Source organism: Candidatus Saccharibacteria bacterium (assembly GCA_017983775.1).
Lineage (GTDB): Bacteria > Patescibacteriota > Saccharimonadia > JAGOAT01 > JAGOAT01 > JAGOAT01.
This window is the reverse complement of record JAGOAT010000005.1, coordinates 23,445-41,714: the sequence shown is the minus strand read 5'-3', so window position 1 is coordinate 41,714 and position 18,270 is coordinate 23,445. Positions and strand designations below refer to the sequence as shown.

Genomic DNA, 18,270 nt, shown 5'->3' with positions numbered 1-18,270 from the left:
TATGTAGGGTGCGTCAGGGGTGACGGGGGGTCAGGGGATGACTGGTACAAAAGGAACTAAAGGTGTGAAGGGGGCTAAGGGAGCTATTGGAGAAAAGGGGATACAAGGTATTCAGGGTGAGACTGGGGCTACGGGAGCTACTGGTGCTCAGGGTATACAAGGTGAGACTGGGGCTACGGGAGCTACTGGACCAGCTGGTACAGTAGGACTAATCACTGATGATGGGGTGATCGACACTTCTCTCACTGGGAGTGATCTTGATATTCAATTACTCTTAGCCACTGGCTCAGGCCTAATCAAACTTCCCAGTGGATTAAGCTTGACAAATACTTGTAGTACAAATCAAATACTCAAATGGAATGGTAGCTCTTGGGTATGTAGTAATGATAACACCGGCTCTATCGCTGACTACTGGTCGATCAATGGTAATTCCGGCATCACTAGTTCGAACTTTATCGGCACTACAGATTCTCAATCATTAATATTCAAGACCAATTCCGCAGAAGTCGGAAGATTCTCAGCCAATGGCAACTTCGGCATTGCAAACAATAATCCTCAATTCACTCTAGATCTAAATGGAACCTTCAGACTAGGATCCGTCCCACCAAGCATTACCAATGCCAGTTCTTATCTAGTCAGAGACCCTATAACGGGTCAAATCGGTGAGCAAAGCCTTACCAGCTCGACCATAGCCAAGGCGAGTGGTAATGTTAACGCTGGTGTTGCTGTTGCGCTGGGGAATCTCCAGGTCAGGGTCTCTACCAGCGGGAACCGTTCACTCCAATTTGCCGCCACTAGTGGCTCTTTTACAGTTAGTGGCACATCTATCAATAATTATGTTAGCCTTCCTGTTGGTACTGGTGCTCTCAGCACTATTACAGGATTTGCCAGGCAAAGTGACGTCGTCACAACTACCTGGCAGTACTGGCAATCAACAGCCAATTTTCCGATGCATGGCTCGATCCAAGAGCTAATACTGGATGATGAAACTAATGATATAGCTTATAGGGTTACTTGCATTATTGGTTATGGTTATTCAAATAATAAGATTACAATCGAACGACTTCATTAGGCATTATCCTAAAGCATAAATAACAGACTCCTCATATAAGCCTAGTAATCAATATCTATGTTAGATTGTCCCAATAGATACTTTGTCTCAATCAATTCAAACTTAGTAATTGAAATTAATTAAGTCCTATATAAGTTGCAAGATTATTTTTGAGTACCAATTAAAAACCACCCTAGCTGGGTGGTTTCTTATTATATGGCTAGTATTAGTTGATTGATACTAGCGAAGTAAAATTGAGCACGTTAGTTGAAGTTGATTGTTTTGTTAGTTTTAGTTGATCTTTTGAGATTCTTGGACAAAAGTTGAACTGCTTGGTTCATCTCTTCCCAATTACTCTCAATGAACGCGAGATATTGTCTGCCCTGCCTAGTCATCTCGTAGTATTTACGAGGTGGACCGACACTAGACTCTTGCCACTTATGGGCAACAGCCTTGATCTTTAGAAGTCGTTTCAGTAGTGGATAAAGCGTCCCTTCTGAAATCGTTATTCCTACAGACTCTAGTTTGTCAATGATCTCGTTCGCGTAACTTTCTTTTGCTCCTATCACTTGGAGGACACAGAGCTCAAGGGTACCTTTACGCATCTGTGCAAGATTACTTTGTATACTATCTTGCATCACAAGTACAATCATATACCTAGCTACCTTGCATGGTCAAGTACTAAGTGATCATTTTATAGTAAAACTTGTGGATAACTTTCACTACGTCGCAGAATAATTGTTCGGTATACCCTACCCCACTTGTTCGGTACCGAACACCCTACTCGGCAAGGAGTCCCCTTGAAATGGACCACTCCAACAGATCAAAAATTGCAAGGAGTCCCCTTGAAATGCTAAAATCAGCTGTATGTTAGTAATTATTCCTACTCCGCTTGGCAATCTAGAAGATATTAGCATTCGCCAATTGAAGAGTATCTATCGGGCCGACCTACTCTTGGCGGAAGATACAAGAGTGGCTAGAAATTTGATTGCAAAGCTAGCTCCCTATGCTATTTCACTAGATATTAAACTTAAACCAGATCAAAAGATTATTTCTTACTTCGAGGGTAATGAAAAAAAACGCCTTAATCAGATATTTGAAGCACTGGATAATAATAAGACTGTTGGTCTAATCAGTGAGGCTGGTAGTCCAGCAATCAATGACCCCGGCCAAATCCTGATCCGTGAAGTAATCAATCAAAACCTAAATATTGACATCTTGCCTGGCCCAAGTGCAGTCACTACCTCACTGTTGTATCATCCTAATAAATTTAAACAATTTATGTTTATTGGTTTCTTACCCAAAGGTCAAGATCGTGTTAAAAAAACCCTAGATAAGCTACAGGAAATATCAAAAATATTCAAACACACAAGTTTCGTCGCCTTTGAGTCACCTCATAGGATCATCAAAACATTAGAAGCAATTGAGTCTACCGAGCAATGGAACCTGACCCTTGCTAGAGAACTTAGTAAGCTTCATCAAGAAATTCTTCAGTCGAATACCGATCAATCTATCCCTGCAAAGCAATACAAAGGTGAGATTTGTCTGGTGCTGAGCCCAAAAAGCTAATTAACGATCTGAGTAGGTCTCTTGACTGACTTTTTAACTCAATAATCAAAGAGTTTGATTTCAAGCCTATAGTTTAAATAGGGATTGATGGTGTAGTTTCAGAATCGTTGTTTTCTATATTCGTATCATCAGTATCAAAATCTGAAACCGACAGCTGGGACTCCCCATCAAACACTACGCCTTCTATATTCAAATCTAGTACTATATCGCTAATCTCTTGATATGCTTTGCCCGTTATCTCTTAGAAAATACGGAGTCAATTTCTTGCTGGCTATCCACCACTGTCAGGATGCTATTGGCAGGCTGGATGTAGCACTTGGCAGTAGCTAGGATACTATCCATATCAAAATCTCGATAAATATCGATTACTTGATCTGGACTCCTAAGCTCTCTACCATAGACAAAGTCTTCTCGATAAAATCTGGCTAGATCTTCTGGTAATTGAAAACTTCTCTGCAAACTGCCCAAAATAAATCCCTTAGCCCTCGCAAATTCATACTTGTTGATCTCTCCATTTAGTAGCCTATCCAGCTCTGAGAGCATTAGCTTATAAAGATCTGGCAACTTCCCCGCAATCGTCTCATCTGACAAATTAAAGCTGGCATAATCCAAAGTCTGAGTATAGCCACTAGATGGACCGTAGCTTAGACCTGCACTCCTTGCTTTTTCAAATAACCTAGAGGCAAATCCGCCATTATAAATAATATTGAAGAAATTCATGGGATAACGATCGTCCAAGTTGTAATCTCGCAGTAGATAATCCAATTCAAAATTGGCCTGCTGTTGACGAACTGACTTGAGATGATTGACTATCGCCTGATCCTGATTGGTACTATATGTCTGCCCTAGACTAAGCAATGACCGTCCAGTCAACCCAGCATCTTCAAAAGTTTTACTGATCTGGCTGAGCTTGCTTTCAAGATCGATAACAGACAAATCCCCAGCAAGAATAATCATCGTATTGGCAGAAGTATGAGTCTTGTAATAATACTCCAGGATATCTTCTCTAGATATCTCTCTCATCTGGCTAACTCTAGTCTTGAGATCTGGCCACTTAAAAGGACTCGATAGTTGCAAATTGAGATACCCCGCTCGATAAATGTCATCTTCCAGGTATCTTGATAGTTCATTATCTATCACTTCCATCTCGTTGTTGATATCATCCTGTCTAAATAGCGGATGACAGTATTGAGCCAAAGCCAAATCAATAATATCCTCGGTCTCGCTACATACTCCATCATAATAATACTTGATCAGATTGGTCGCAGTGGTAGCATTTTGATAAACCCCCCGTTTCTCAATCTCAAACATATACTTTTCTTTATCTGGATACTTTTTGTTGCCATCAAATGCCAAATGTTCCAGTAGATGGGGTAGCTCAAATTGATCAGACTTAGCGATCCGATACCCTCCTCGATTGATGATCTCTAGCTTGAAAGTCACCGCCCCCTTAACATCAATTAGCATTAACTTAAGCCCATTATCTAGTTCTTTGACTTCTACCTTGTGTTTTACTACCATTATCATCAATTATATGTCGTATCGTCTTTTCTGGCAATTCTAGTGAAGACAATACGGGGGGCGATACCATTACGACTTTTTTCAAAGGTAAAGAATAGCCTATAGTTGCCAATCCTTAGTCGATAGGTATCATCATAATCACGTAGTTTTTTAATATTTCTAAGATTTTCTCCACAAGACGACCTCATAGCTTCCATAGCCCAATCGAGTAATCCGCCTGTCAAGTTATTAATCTCCCCCTCATCCTTGGAATTAATATGATCACCTATCCAAGCCTTTACACTCTCGATAACCCCCGAAGGGAAATGTGTACTGCTATCCTCTTCTGTAGTAAGTTCAGTGCCACCTACGCTAATCCTATACGTATTATCTAGTACAGATTCGTATCCCCTGCGATCATCTTTCTGTAGCGGCTTTCTCCCTACCCGCTTTCTTTTGTACCCTTTTTGCTGATTCGATATCAGTCTATCCAGCGTGGCTCTATTGAAATCTTTGTAGCAATCAATAATCCTACCTATTTTACTAGCCCAATCTACTGCCTGTATCGTGCTAGCCCTTGCAAACGGGGACTCTACGCTAAATACAGCCTCTAAGACTTTACTGACTTTATTATCAAGAACTGGTTTTGTCAACCAACTTTCCTGCTCCCTTAGTAGCCTTGACCTAATATCTTCAGGAGTCAGCTCAGACACTCCTAGACCAATTTTAGTAACAGGATCTAGGTTACTAATAGACTGTAAGCATTCTCCTATCTGATCTCGGATGACTAACTCCAATGCTAACCCTGTCAATTCTGTAGATCGAGTCTTATCCTGATCAGAATCACTACCAACCAATACTTGATGAAAACCCATTGCAAGCAAATTCCTTGGGTAAGGAGAAGATAATTGATCGTTAGATTCCTCGATATAACGGTCGTATAAATCAAGCAGTTCCCTAGATGTTACAACCTTACCACTTGAGTCAAAAAAGATCCGCCCAATCAGAGTGTCCAATGTATTATCTTCTTCATCTAGATATTCAATCGCATCGTAAACTCCATTAATCTTACTAATAATATACTCGAGTTCGTTATCTCCTACAATCTTAGTAATCCGGCTAATTTGTTCTTGATAAGCCTCTTGAGTGCCCCGGTCCCAAAAAATACTAAAAATATTTGCTAATACTGCTTCGATATATGACTCAAATTCTTGACGTGTTCTAGTAACGTGCCTACAATATCTGGCCCATAATTGATCATCCCCTCTTTTTTCTGAACGAGACCCAGTATTAGATATGCCTTTCTCGTTGTCTGCTACCAATAGTAAAATTTGATAATATTCTTGTCGGTAAATAACTTCAAGTAATGCGTCACGCATTTCCCTTAAGATCCGACCTTCAAAGATACTGTTGAGACAAGATTGTCTTTCATCATTTTTTGAAGCTGGCCAACCATCTTCCAGTATTTGATCAAGCTTGTCTAGTTCACCCCTTGGATCCTGCGGATCCTGCTCGTTTATTTCGCTAGTGTTTAAAGTCTCTGAATTCGTTTCCATACTATATATTAATACCTCACTTTGCCTTTATATCAAAATATTACTTACTGCTTCCCAGATTGAATATTCCCCTCTAGTCTTGAGATAATACCACCACTCCCCACCCCATAGGTAGTATTCCCGGATCCCAGTCTTTTCTAAGTACCGAAGTCTACCCTCTACCTCTTCTGAATCAATATATCCCAACTGTTCCTCAATCGACATCTCAGCTATCGGCTTGTCCCCCCAAGGCTCGAGCTGAAATTCATGTACGAAGACATCTCGCTTGTCTAATAATTTGACTAGTCCCGCTCTAACTGTATGCCAATAACTTGGCAAAATAAATCTCCAGCTATTATCTCTACCTAATAGATCGAAATGCGCTTGAAAGTATATAGAAAATCCAATCTGATCTCCTAATGGTTTTCTTAGAGGGATACCACTCTGATTGCTGACATTGATTCTGACCGGGTGATCAGGATCGATTGATCTTACCAGATCGTACTCGGCCTGAAGTCTAGAGTTGCTTCGATCGTAGTCACAATCGCCAAAATGCTTATTGCTGTATTCATTCTCGAGTTGGTAAGCACTAAGGGCAGTACTAGTCCGATAGCGCTCGACCACTTCGGAAATAAACTGATTAAGCTTCTGGTCTCTTTGCCCATAATCCAAGCCACTGACCCAATCGGGTTGATGACACTCTGGCCAACGAGGCTGCCTCAGGCCAATAGCAAGATCAATCTTAGCTCCGAACCTCTCAGCTTGTTCGAATTGCCAATCCAAATCAGCAAAATCATACTCCCCCGGACTTTTCTCTATTAGATCCCAGTAGCTCATCAATCGTAAATCCCTAAATCCTAAGTCTTCCAATAATGCCAGATAATTCTCTTGCCAATTTAATCCAAAACCTTGACTAGCCTTGATCGAGAAGCTCACCCCAAGCTCTCTAGGTTGATCATTATTCTGTTGTTTATAGTACCAATCAAGCAACATAGCTGAAATGAGCAAAACCAACAACATTGCCAATAGTATTTTCAACACACGCTTGATATGGCTGGACTTTGAGGAACTATCAGTCAAATTTCCAGAAGCCCTGATCTTGGCTGGTCGCCCCTTGAGATTCACCAGAGTCAAGCCTTGTTTGTACCCTTTTCCAGGTAATGTTCCTCATAGTATTGACTAATTGATTCTTGGATCACACCTGCAACTGGCAAAGCCAAGAAGGCACCCATCGGACCAGCAATGGAGTTGCCAACAATAGCAGATATGAAAGCTACCATTGGGTGCAACTCCATAGTTTTGGCAGTAATCTTTGGAGAGATGAAGTAATTTTCCAATTGTTGATACAATACTATATAAATAATCACTACCAACATCGTAAATGGATTACCAGATAATATTGCAACTATTATTGGCAATATTGCTGCCAAGTAAGTACCAATACTAGGAATAAATTGTGATATAAACCCAAGCCAAATAGCTAACGGTACAGCAAAATCTAACCCAGATATCATGAAAACAGTTGATGCTGAGATTGCCGAAATTAGCCCTAGAATGATTCTAGAATAAAAATATCCTCCTGTTTTATCAATTGCAATCTCCCAGATTTCTAATAGGGTACCTTGTTTGGATTTTGGCAAAAACTTAAAAATAAATCTCCTGAGCTTGGGGGCTTCGGCTGTTAAATAAAAAGTAAACATATAAATAGTCAAGAATTGAAAAATAGAGCTTAGGGCTTGCGCCAATAGTCCAACGGCACTTGTAGTCAAGCTTCCAGCATAGCTTCGCAGGTTAATATTTAATCCTTCTGCTTCAGTAACTAATTGATTAAGATCTAGGTTGTAACCAAAATGTTGATCGAGAAAATTTTGTAAATCAATAATGGCATTAGGCAACCTATCAACCAGATTTCTTGTTTGGCTAATCAAGATTGGAATCACCCCAATAACGACCAGCATCAATAGGCCGATACCAAGAGTCATCCCTGCAAAAGTAGCTAAACCCCTTTTCCAACCCTTGTTTTCTAGGTAATTAACCATTGGCTCTAAGGCTAGAGAAAATATTGCCGAAATCACCAACCAACTAATCAATCCAACGTTACGACCCAGTATCCACCAGAAAATTAACATCAGCCCAGTAATAAAATAAAAATTTATTATATATTTACGAAATAAACCTATACTAATCATTGATCAAATTGTAACATAGAGGTATCAATAATGCGAACCGAGGTTTTAGATCTAAAAATTTATTCATCATGGATACCTTATAGGTCACATACTTGATAATGATCTCTAGTGTAAAATGTTTATTCGTTAGTATTGCCAGATCAGACTATAGTCATTCGGCTTTTATGTATAAATATTTTGTACCACAGCATTCTATTCTCTGCACAGCTTCCCGAACTCACGAGTTGGCTTAGTAATGCCCCGTCAATATCCGGCATCAAATAAAACATTAGACATTATTGCTTAGGAATATACCAAAAACCAAACAGATACTTGCTTTGGCAATATGCAATATTCTTCAAATCTGGACAAAGATAACACTCCAAAGAATGAGGCTTATGTGAAAATACCAACCCAGTAGCGATAATCATAAATGTATGTTTTTTCTCTATGAATATTTTCTGGATATAATTTATGTTTGATTATAGAGTACCAAATAATTCAATACTGCTTAAGCTCAGAATATAGCACCAATGCTAATTGAGATCCATTCAGATGACTACCTCCCATCGTCTCTTAAATACCCTCCCAACTCCGTCATCTTCGGGTTGTCCGAAGGGCAAGACCGGAGATTCAGCATTTACTAACCCAAAGCCTACCTAGTAACCTGGCTCTTGATATTTGTATAGTCGTCTTCAGCTAGTTCTAGCTCTACCAATTAGATATAGTATTGGATTGATGTTGTTAATATTACAAGATTATTGATTGTAATCTTTCGGTAGTATTTGTAGTCATTATAAAGTATATATTTGCACCCAAGGACATTGGATTATCAATTATTCATTCTTGCTCACTAACCTACCCAACCCTAATAAATTGTTTTTATCACAATTTGAATATATTATTCAGCGAAATTACAATATACTGCAGTACTCCCAATGTGCTTAATCTAGCGAACAAATCTTTCGGCATTAATAAGCTTCTATCTACCATTATTGCAGCAGCTGTATTGTTCGATTCGATTGCCTGACTAATATAGATAAATAATGTATTCGCTTATGCTTGCGTTTTTGATAAATCAATAGTAGTATTAGTTATCAAGGGTAATGCCGTGCTCGTGGGAACATGGCATTACCCTTGCCTCAGAATAGTTGAGGCAGTGTGGCTCCCCTCTACCACCCTAACCCCCCCTGTAGGGGAGCCACACACTTTAACCCTCCCCGGGCATTTTTTTGTCCGGGGAGGGTTACCTTTTTTATGAACTCCTTAACCCTATCAAGTCTATTGATCCTCGATGTCGCAAAATATTTAGATAACCTTCTCGGCTGTCTTTCGATAAATCCTACCCTTTCTCTTGACGTCAGTAGATATTCAGACTCTCTATCGAGCTCACTAATAATTTTCTCAGAATACCTGGTAAAATACTTGAGGCTTGATCATTGATCGGATACACCCATTTTAAGCAAACCACTTAGCTTGTTAAGTTAATCTCAAAGCTAGTAATCCACTCTATTAAGGGGTTGTTATCAATTAGCCAAATCTCCAATTCCTTGATCCAGCCAGTAGCTATTGCTATTCCGAGTAGAATAAATATCAGAGCCACTCCTCGCCTAAACCTAGACCTCTCTCCAGAAAGATTGTCTACTTTGGTCACGAACTTCTGGCCAAACTTAACTAGTAAGCTCAATATCAAAACTAGTCCAAACAGGTAGATTAAGATATAACTTAGTCCCTTCAGCCAACTTTCGGGTAAAACTGTAGCCACTAGAATTGTATAAGTAGGTGAACAGCTAGTGAATATTGGGCCTAGACTGGCACCTATCAGTATATCACCCCACCAATTATCTTGTCTTAAGCCTTTACCACTTAATTGATTTGAGGCTTTAGTAATGCCTAATCTCTGACTAATAGTCGCCCAAAATTTAGGGAATAAACTCTGAACACCAAAGCCAATAATGATTAATCCAGATACCAGAGCCAACCTTTGGTCTGTAACTGGTATCAAACGACTAGCCCCACGCAAGAGCAAGGTAAAAATAAGAATCGACACAGATAAAGAACCAAGAATTCTCCAAGTCCTTATCTTGCTAACTTGTCCATCTAAGCTCCGTGTCAATACTACTGGTAAGATTGGCAAGATGCAAGGAGCAAATACAGTCAAAATCCCTGCTATGAATGAACTGATCAGTAGAATCACTGACTAGCTATTTAGCTCTTGTTCGATCTGGCTGAGATTATAACTACCTCTCCAAGATTTGATAAGATTGCCCTGACTATCTACCTGGACTAAAGTATGTTGGCTGGTCACACCATAGCGATTCTTGAGCTCTGTCTGTGTATCATAGTCCAGCTTCATCACCGTAATCCCAGTCGACAAGAAATCAGTATTAGTCAAACTCTGATCGAGAATCTTACAAGTCGGACACCAACTTGCATGAAAGAACAAAATCACATCTCCATTATCAGCTCTAGCTAACTGGGCTGGATCATAATCAATATAACCTGATTCTGCCTGACTACCATTATCCTGGCTAGTAGTCTGTTGGTCTATACTATCTGACTGGTTATCGCCTGCCTCCTGAATCTGATCTTGATCCTCTTCAGACTCTGACTGGCTACCATTAACCCCGACCAAACTATTGTCAGGCTCACTCCCTGTATCCTTGTTATTCCAAACAAATATTACCGCCGTAGCAACTACCCCGACAATTATTAAAGTAACAATCCATTTGATATTATTGCTCATACCCTTATCCTAACACAATGATTAAGCTCAGAGCAAAGATCAGGAATAATCGATAATAAATAAAAACCTTGAGATTGTGTCGAGCCAAATATTTAACTAAAAAACTTAGTATAAAATAGCCACTAACCGCAGTAATGCCGACACCAAGCAAGAGTTGCGGGTAGGAATACTGATTTTGACTAGAGCCTAGATCAACCAATGAGTACCCTCCCACAATCAAAGTAATTGGTATGGCAGTCAAGAAGCTAAACTTGGCACTACTGACCAAATCCAGGCCAGCTAATACTGATGTAGCTGTACTAGACCCGGATCTTGATACTCCTGGCCAAAGCGAGGCAATCTGGCCAAGTCCTATCAGGCAAGCCTGCCAAAAAGTAGGCCAGGCAAGTTGAATCTGTCTAACTGCTCCTCTATGATCTGCTAACCATAGCAATAATGTGCCAAAGGTTAATCCAGTCAACACCACCCACAGTACTCTCTGGTCTTGATGTAACCATTCTATCTGATCTCTCAATATATAGGCAATTCCAAGTACGGGCACTGTTGCTAGCACCAAGCTAGCAAGCTTGCGAAAATCCCTCAATGCCTCCATCACTTCTCGGCGCAAAAATACCAGGAGGGCTAATGCTGTACCTAGATGTAGACTAGCATCAAGATAGGGGTTGGATTTATCAAGTAAGCTACCGAAGAGGGCAAGATGTCCGGATGATGATATAGGAAGAAATTCAGAGATTGCCTGGATCAAAGCGAGGATTATGATGACCCACATTAGCTAACTATCAGATCACTAAAGGCATTACGAATCTTGTCGGCCTCTGGCTTCAGGTCCTCAAGAGCTACTGGCTTATCTTGGTCTAATTGCCTCTGACCCTTGTGAATCGGTATCAGATGAATATGTAAATGATCCATAATATCAGTACCGATAATCTTCAAGATTACAAAATCTGCCTGATAAACCTGCTTGAGCAACTTTGCCATATTCCTTGCTAACAGCATGATCTCAGTATAATCCCGCTCTGGCATCTCAAGATAGTTTGGATACTGCTTGACTGGCATCAAGAGTAAATGCCCAGGAGCACTAGGAAAGATGTCGAGAATGGCAAAGAAATCCTGATCTTGATAGACAATTTCAGCTGGAATCTCCCCAGCTAGTATTTTACTAAAAATACTCATAATGGTATTATAGCAGATATAATACTTGACTAAACAAAGGACTGCATATTCATATTAGGGAATCTATATAATGACAGAGACTACACCCCAGCATTACGAGAAAAAAGAGTTACCTCCAGAATCAGAAAGGCTAGTGTTGGCCATAACTGGTTTACCTGGATCTGGTAAGACTACTCTGATTGGGTATCTGAAAAAGGAGTTAACCGAGCTAGGCTACCCCGTTGGCTATATCTCGATTTTTCGTTTTTCAGACTACCTGAGAGAATCCCTAAATGAGACTGGTATCACTAATCCTACCCGTGAAGATTATGGTGATAGATCTCAAGAACTACGACCTACGGATAATCCTGGTATAATCACAGAACTATACCAGAATACACCAATTGTAATAGTTGATGGGTTGCGAAATGCAGATGAAGCCGAGAAGGTATTTGAGACTAGGGGGGTGATAGTGGCACTGTTTTGTCCTGCTCCTGCAAGATATGCTCGCGCTAAGGCTAGACAAAGTGGAAAGGATAATCTTGATACTATAGATGAGTTTCTAGAAGGAGAAAAGGAAGAGCTTTTTTCAGACGAACCAAATGGCAGTCATACAGAATTTGCCATGAGCCTAGCTCCTCCTGGTCAAAGATATAATACTTCCTACCTGGGCATGCATGATATTGCTCAAAGAATTATAAAATGGTTACAAGATAACAATAAGTTACCTGAGTTACCCACCTAGACTCTAGCTTGTGATATAATGCAACCATGTCAGGATTGAGACCCAAGATAGGTGTTGGTATTATTGTCATCAGGCTCAATAATGACACTAGGGAGGTAATGCTCCACCAGAGAGTAGAATCTTTTGGTCAAGGCTATTGGGGAAGCGGCGGCGGTCATCTTGAAAATGGAGAATCCTTAGAGGGGGCCGTCCTTAGAGAGCTTGCTGAAGAAGCCGGAAATGACTTAAAGGTCAAAAACTTAAGATTGCATGGTCTATATAATTTTATCGACTTGATGCCAAAACACTATGTCGATATTACCTTTGTCGCTGACTGGGAATCGGGAGAACCCCAAAATGCCTCTCCTGGAGAGACTTCAGAATGGCAGTGGTTTGATATAAACAATCTACCTTCACCACTATTCCCTCCTCTCAAAAAATACTTAGAGGGTTTTGATGACAATGCCATCCTCTACCACTAAGCTTAAATTGATTATTAATTGATCCATACAAGCTGGGTATATCGTAATCTGTAAGATCTTCCACCATTTTCTGGCTATAGTTTTAGTTGCATATTGCTAAACTTCGATCATGATGATTACTTTTGTGTTTGGTATTGGGTTGAGATTACTATATAATCAAACTATTGGCAACTAAAAGACTGGAGTAAAGTGATATGATCAAGTATTACTATAAAAATGCCAAGGGCAAGATCACTAGTGCTACTCGGAAAAGAGATGGCTCTGTTCTCTACCTCTTAAAGCCCTCCAATGAAGAACTGAGAAATATATCCAAGCGTTATAAGCTCGATATTGATATTCTGACTGATGCCCTGGATACGTTTGAAGTGCCTAGACTTGATCTCGACAATGGTACTCTCTACCTCTTCGTCAGGTATGCAACCACAGATGAGGAGGTCATATCGACAAACCTAGTGCTAATAGTCTACCGCAAAGATCTCTTGATATTTATTGCCAATGATGGTGCTAGAGGGATGATTAGAGAAGCCCTTGAGCAAAACAAGAATGAAACCCACCTCGACACCGTTTGGAGCTTTTTAGATCTGATCAACAACAGCTATGAAAAAACGATGCTCAAGATCAACAAAAGGATCAATGAGGCAAAACGCAACCTAGCAGCCGCTCATGATATCAGCAACAAAACCTTTATTGAGCTGGTCAGATTTGAAGACCAACTCAGTGACTTCCTAGCTGCATTAACTCCGACCAATACGCTCTTAAGTAAACTAGGAAACAAAAAAATTGCCCCTGTAATAGAAGTTGAAGAAGATGAACTCGAGGATATCTATCTAGAGAACTTACAGCTGATCGAGATTTGCCGTGCCAGCCAAAGAACAATTGTCAATATCCGTGAAGCATATTCGACAATCAATACCAACAACCTAAACAGGCTATTCAAATTCTTCACATCAATCAGTATCATTCTGACAATTCCAACCATCCTGAGTAGTATGTATGGGATGAATGTTGATCTGCCATTATCACACAGGCCTGATGCTTTCTTGATGGTAATTGCCATCCAGGTAATCATTACCCTGGGTTGCGTGGCAATATTTATCAGGAATCGATGGCTATAAGATCCGCATAATCCAGAGAAATCCTTGCACCTGCCTGAGCCTGTCCTGACAGAATTTTTTGAGCCACCAGATCTTGGACGTAGCGTTGTAAGGCTCGACGCATTGGCCTAGAGCCTAGTCTCGGATCATAACCTCTCTGGGCAACATAACTCCAAGCGTTGTCCGTCAATTCAACAAAAATATTTTGATTGGCAAGACCTGCATTGATTGAACGAAGCATGATTTTACCGACCTGAACAATCTCTTCAATGTTCAAAGGTCTAAACAAGACTATCTCATCAAAACGATTCAAAAACTCTGGCCTAAAGATACCACTAGCTATCAATCTGTCTACTAATTCTGATTCAAAATCTTCCAAGTTTTGACCTGCCTGAATCCTTGCTCTGATTTCATCTGCACCAGCATTTGACGTCAAGATGACAATTGCCTCCCGAAAACTAACCTTCAAACCATTTAGATCTGTCAGATTACCTTCATCCAGCAACTGTAGCATCAAGTTGAGCAAATCTGGATGAGCCTTCTCGATCTCATCGAACAATACTACCGAAAACGGATTCTCCTTGATAGCTGTCAAAAAGCTCCCAGACTCACTAACCGATCCAAGAAGTCTGGCGATATCTTCTACTCTCTGATACTCACTCATATCCACTCTGATCATATTATCCTCACCTCCAAAGTAAACATCTGCCAGCGATTTTGCAAGCTCTGTCTTACCTACCCCCGTGGGACCTAGAAACAAAAAGCTTCCTACTGGCCTAGAAGAATTACGAACCCCCGCTCTCGCCCGACGTAAAGCATTGGATACCACCTTGACAGCTCGGCTCTGATTGATCATTCGCTGGTGGATTTTATTCTCTAGATTTAATAACTCTTTTGACTCTACTTGGTTAGCCCGAGTGACTTTGATATTGGTCTTTGCTTCTAGAGTCTTAGCAATCACTTGATCAGTTACTAGCTTGATCCCAGCATTATCCTGACTAAACGCAAAACTTTGGTCTAGTAAGTCTACCGCCTTGGCGGGAAAAGCCTTGGTAGTAATAAACTGGTCTGATAAATGATAGACCTCCTTTAGTGCAGGGTAGGTCACTATCGCACCCTCTCTATTCTCATGGGCAATAGTGATATCTTCAAGTACCCGCATAGTCGTATCTCTGTCTGTAGGTTCTATCTGTAAGGGATTCATTAATCCAGTTAGGTTTGGTTTGGCAGCTTGCAACCTTTGCCAATCTGTGCTCCCAATAGTCATGATAAGTTTTAGGGAACTTTTTTCTAAGATTGTCAAAAGTAGGTTGCTCAAATCAACACTCCCCACACCAGCCTGCAAAAACAACTGGGCATTATCAAGGAACAAAATAGTATTTTTGGACTTAATTGCCTCTACAGCCAAGGCTTCAATCATTTGCTCTATCCCAGAAGCACCAAACTGATCAACAGCCCCCAAAATAGTTGTAGCATCTAGCTCACTGATCTGATAATATTTGAGTTTTTCACTCTCGCCCATTAACAGCTTCTGCGCTACACCATAGACAATACTAGTCTTACCAACTCCACTCTGTCCGACCAAAGTCACACTAGAGCGGCTAGGCTTGGCCAGGATTTCAACTATTTGTTTGATAGTATCTTCTCTACCTAACACAGAATAATGCCCACGATAATTCATCACCATTGAGCTAATATTATGACTATAACGATCCAAAAGTGGCGTATATCCGCTACTCCAGTCTCTAGCGATACCTCCAAATGCTACTTTTTGTTTGAAGTCCTCTCGGCGTTTATTTAGTCTAAAACGCCAAGCTAGTATTGAGCGGATATCATCCTCATTTAAACTGAGATTTTCTAGATATGCTTTGAGTGCTGGGCTAGAGTAAAAAATACTTGCTAGCAAGGTGATTGGCTGGATTCTAGCTTGATCAAATTGTTGACTTAAGCTAATGGCTGTCTTGAATACTTGATCTCGGTCGATTGGATAATTGTCCAACACTTGATCAATTATCTGGGGAGGAGTTGATAAGCGCCAAAGAAAAAACCCAATGTCTGCAATATATTCTTTACTATCAACAACCTGCCAAATCTGTTTGATTGGGGTATCTTCGCCAATTTTTTTAGCTAGACTTCTAGTCAAAGATAGATCCAATCGACCCCACTGTTGATGAGTTAGGGGCTTATTATCTAAATAAGGCTTATACCGTTTCAGATAAAAATAGATACTGGTTGGTAGCAAGATAATCAAAATTGGCCAACTAATTATACTAATGGTCATCACTATACCCAGAATCAAGAACCAAATCCCTGAGAATATCAATAATCCTAGCCTAAGCATCAATCCGACAAACCTTGAAATAAAGCTATCCAAAGCTTGATAGAAAAATCCCTGGATACCTTTGCGCGCCCTACCCCGCATTTGCTTCCATGGAGAGAAGAGTGAGCGCAGAATCAATGTCAAAGAAAATACTTGACGATAATATTGGAGCTTACCAAGCCAATATTTGATCAACTGTTCCCAACCCGGTCCATACCACCAGGAGATGAAGCTTATGTTTTTCATATCTATATGATACCAGTAAACTAGTATCAGTGGCTATAAGTCTTAGGAATTAATACGTCTTTCTGGTGGATAGAGTACTAACCTGTCAGGACTGATGGTTGGGCCACCTTCTCTCAACTGACCCCACCTACGTATTGCATCCTGAAGGTAAAAATTCCCAGTTTTTGGATTATGATTCTCATATTCTTCTAAAATTCTCGTAACTGCATCATGGGTTAACCCAAAACTAGAAACCAATCTTTCAAAACTAGGTATTACTTTCATTTGTGCCATTACTGCCAATATATAATCTATTTTAGCACCGATACGTATGGCTAAAGATTCTTGACCAATATTATCGGTAGGCAGTGCTAGCAATGAATAACCCCGCCCAATTCGTAGCTTTGTAAGCTCCTCATAGGCAATTGGTTCTAAAGCCCTTAATGCTTTTTGGTTATCATTTTTGATATTCAATAATCCATTATAAGTCCCTGTAGATTTCACTTGACTGCCTAACTGCTTTCCAATGCCTTCATCTTTTTCTTTTCGCTTCATCCAAGAATATAAATATGGATAATGTCTTGCTAAACGGTCCATCTGACGTTGCCTTTCTATAGATTCTGCCATATATAAAAGCATCAGAGATGGTTCTGTGAGATCTACCCCCATAGGCTTCATCTGATCAAACTCTTGCCCAATTGTTCCAGCTGTATAACAAAATGATTCTAGGCCAGCCCTAGCTAAGCGTGATAAAAATGATCCAAATCCCTGAGATAACCTTGCCTCAGGCAATAGATGAGGTGTAGCTTCATTTTTTGCTTTTAAATAACCTCTCTTTTGATCTAACCAGTTATCTTTTTCTACATTTTCTGGATTGTCTTTCACAGTATTTACAATATCATATTATATAAGATATTGCAATACCTACGTAATCATCCACCACCTTTGCAACATAAATGGTAGGCGTCCTAAACTGTAGTTACTATTAAATAATTAGGAAAGGAGCCTACCATGACGTATTCCTGCCCTAACCTCCAGACGCCATACTTATCTTGTCCTGCTTTGTGCATCAAGGGCTCTTTCTTCATCATCCTCCAACCCTCTTGTCTTGTCATCCCCTTCTACTAACATCTGGATAGTCTTTTGATGCAAAATACCGAATATCCCATAAATCCTGGCGGGATTTTGGAATATGACGTAGAGACGTCATCCCCTCTGCTGCAATCTTCTATTAATTCGGGGATTAGATCATACTAGATTTTTACTGGACAAAGATCTATCTTAAAGATCGTATATTTTATCTAAATATTGATAAGTCTACTGGTCGAATCAACTCTTGCATACAACATATTTCGTAAATTATCAGGATTAAAGACCTCTGGAGCTTTTTCGTCATCAACCCTGGAACACCAATAGCCTTCCCGGGGGATTACTATCTCATTATTATTTGGAAAATCTTCCAATAGACCTGTGATAAGATCAGACTCTTGATTAAGTTTAGCCTTAGTTTCATCATTAATTACCCCACGCTGGCTCACTGGTGTTCTATCTAAAATACGACATCTAGATTCTACCTCTCTAAAAAAATGAGCCTGCTCAAGAAATGTACGTATTGAGTCCCTATCTGGTAATTCGGTTGGTGGTTGCTGAAATTTATGAAGACTATTATGCCAGGGTACGCAAACAGTCACTATATTATCCATC

General features: G+C 40.1%; 17 protein-coding genes. 5 read left to right on the top strand and 12 right to left on the bottom strand.

The genetic code is table 11. From position 1 onward, the window contains the following. The first annotated feature begins 37 nt into the window (after positions 1-37). A complete protein-coding gene (locus tag KA531_01210) occupies positions 38-1,072 on the top strand; it encodes a collagen-like protein (protein ID MBP6005506.1) in 1,035 nt (344 codons plus the stop codon). Between the two features lie 242 nt (positions 1,073-1,314). On the opposite strand, the gene KA531_01205 is transcribed toward KA531_01210, so the two are convergent. Beyond that, positions 1,315-1,689 (bottom strand): PadR family transcriptional regulator, encoded by a 375-nt coding sequence (locus tag KA531_01205; GenBank protein MBP6005505.1) that lies wholly within the window; start codon positions 1,687-1,689, stop codon positions 1,315-1,317. Between the two features lie 229 nt (positions 1,690-1,918). On the opposite strand from KA531_01205, the gene rsmI reads away from it, so the two are divergent. Continuing rightward, positions 1,919-2,620, top strand: coding sequence for a 16S rRNA (cytidine(1402)-2'-O)-methyltransferase (gene rsmI, locus KA531_01200; GenBank protein ID MBP6005504.1), 702 nt, complete (start codon positions 1,919-1,921; stop codon positions 2,618-2,620). A 234-nt stretch (positions 2,621-2,854) separates the two neighbouring features. Here rsmI and KA531_01195 read toward each other — a convergent pair whose 3' ends face one another. The 8 genes from KA531_01195 to KA531_01160 form a co-directional block, all read right to left on the bottom strand. After that, on the bottom strand, positions 2,855-4,141 hold the full coding sequence (locus tag KA531_01195; GenBank protein ID MBP6005503.1) for an insulinase family protein: 1,287 nt from the start codon (positions 4,139-4,141) through the stop codon (positions 2,855-2,857). Between the two features lie 5 nt (positions 4,142-4,146). After that, positions 4,147-5,676 (bottom strand): hypothetical protein, encoded by a 1,530-nt coding sequence (locus KA531_01190; protein ID MBP6005502.1) that lies wholly within the window; start codon positions 5,674-5,676, stop codon positions 4,147-4,149. 27 nt (positions 5,677-5,703) lie between these two features. After that, a complete protein-coding gene (locus KA531_01185) occupies positions 5,704-6,780 on the bottom strand; it encodes a hypothetical protein (protein ID MBP6005501.1) in 1,077 nt (358 codons plus the stop codon). A gap of 5 nt (positions 6,781-6,785) precedes the next feature. Continuing rightward, positions 6,786-7,844 carry an AI-2E family transporter gene (locus KA531_01180; protein MBP6005500.1) on the bottom strand — a complete coding sequence of 353 codons (1,059 nt, stop codon included), beginning with the start codon at positions 7,842-7,844 and terminating at the stop codon, positions 6,786-6,788. Positions 7,845-9,294: 1,450 nt separating this feature from the next. Next, positions 9,295-10,020 (bottom strand): hypothetical protein, encoded by a 726-nt coding sequence (locus KA531_01175; protein MBP6005499.1) that lies wholly within the window; start codon positions 10,018-10,020, stop codon positions 9,295-9,297. 3 nt (positions 10,021-10,023) lie between these two features. Further along, entirely contained in the window at positions 10,024-10,569 is a 546-nt protein-coding gene (locus tag KA531_01170; GenBank protein MBP6005498.1) for a thioredoxin family protein, read from the bottom strand. 4 nt (positions 10,570-10,573) lie between these two features. Next, a complete protein-coding gene (locus tag KA531_01165) occupies positions 10,574-11,338 on the bottom strand; it encodes an undecaprenyl-diphosphate phosphatase (GenBank protein MBP6005497.1) in 765 nt (254 codons plus the stop codon). Continuing rightward, positions 11,338-11,742: an HIT family protein gene (locus KA531_01160; GenBank protein ID MBP6005496.1), complete on the bottom strand. Its 405-nt coding sequence runs from the start codon at positions 11,740-11,742 to the stop codon at positions 11,338-11,340. Before KA531_01160 ends, KA531_01165 begins: the two co-directional genes overlap by 1 nt. A 70-nt stretch (positions 11,743-11,812) precedes the next feature. On the opposite strand from KA531_01160, the gene KA531_01155 reads away from it, so the two are divergent. From KA531_01155 to KA531_01145, 3 genes are all read left to right on the top strand, one after another. Continuing rightward, positions 11,813-12,466: an AAA family ATPase gene (locus KA531_01155; protein ID MBP6005495.1), complete on the top strand. Its 654-nt coding sequence runs from the start codon at positions 11,813-11,815 to the stop codon at positions 12,464-12,466. A 26-nt stretch (positions 12,467-12,492) separates the two neighbouring features. Next, positions 12,493-12,927, top strand: coding sequence for an NUDIX domain-containing protein (locus KA531_01150; protein MBP6005494.1), 435 nt, complete (start codon positions 12,493-12,495; stop codon positions 12,925-12,927). Between the two features lie 194 nt (positions 12,928-13,121). Next, a complete protein-coding gene (locus tag KA531_01145; protein MBP6005493.1) occupies positions 13,122-14,042 on the top strand; it encodes a magnesium transporter CorA family protein in 921 nt (306 codons plus the stop codon). Here the strand turns inward: KA531_01145 and KA531_01140 are convergent. From KA531_01140 to KA531_01130, 3 genes are all read right to left on the bottom strand, one after another. Further along, entirely contained in the window at positions 14,023-16,587 is a 2,565-nt protein-coding gene (locus tag KA531_01140) for an ATP-dependent Clp protease ATP-binding subunit (GenBank protein ID MBP6005492.1), read from the bottom strand. The two genes, KA531_01145 and KA531_01140, sit on opposite strands and share 20 nt — an antisense overlap. A gap of 42 nt (positions 16,588-16,629) precedes the next feature. Continuing rightward, positions 16,630-17,451 carry a hypothetical protein gene (locus KA531_01135; GenBank protein ID MBP6005491.1) on the bottom strand — a complete coding sequence of 274 codons (822 nt, stop codon included), beginning with the start codon at positions 17,449-17,451 and terminating at the stop codon, positions 16,630-16,632. A gap of 416 nt (positions 17,452-17,867) precedes the next feature. After that, the gene (locus tag KA531_01130; protein MBP6005490.1) at positions 17,868-18,269 is read right to left on the bottom strand and encodes a hypothetical protein; all 402 of its coding nucleotides are present in this window, start codon (positions 18,267-18,269) and stop codon (positions 17,868-17,870) included. Between the last annotated feature and the right edge of the window lies 1 nt (position 18,270).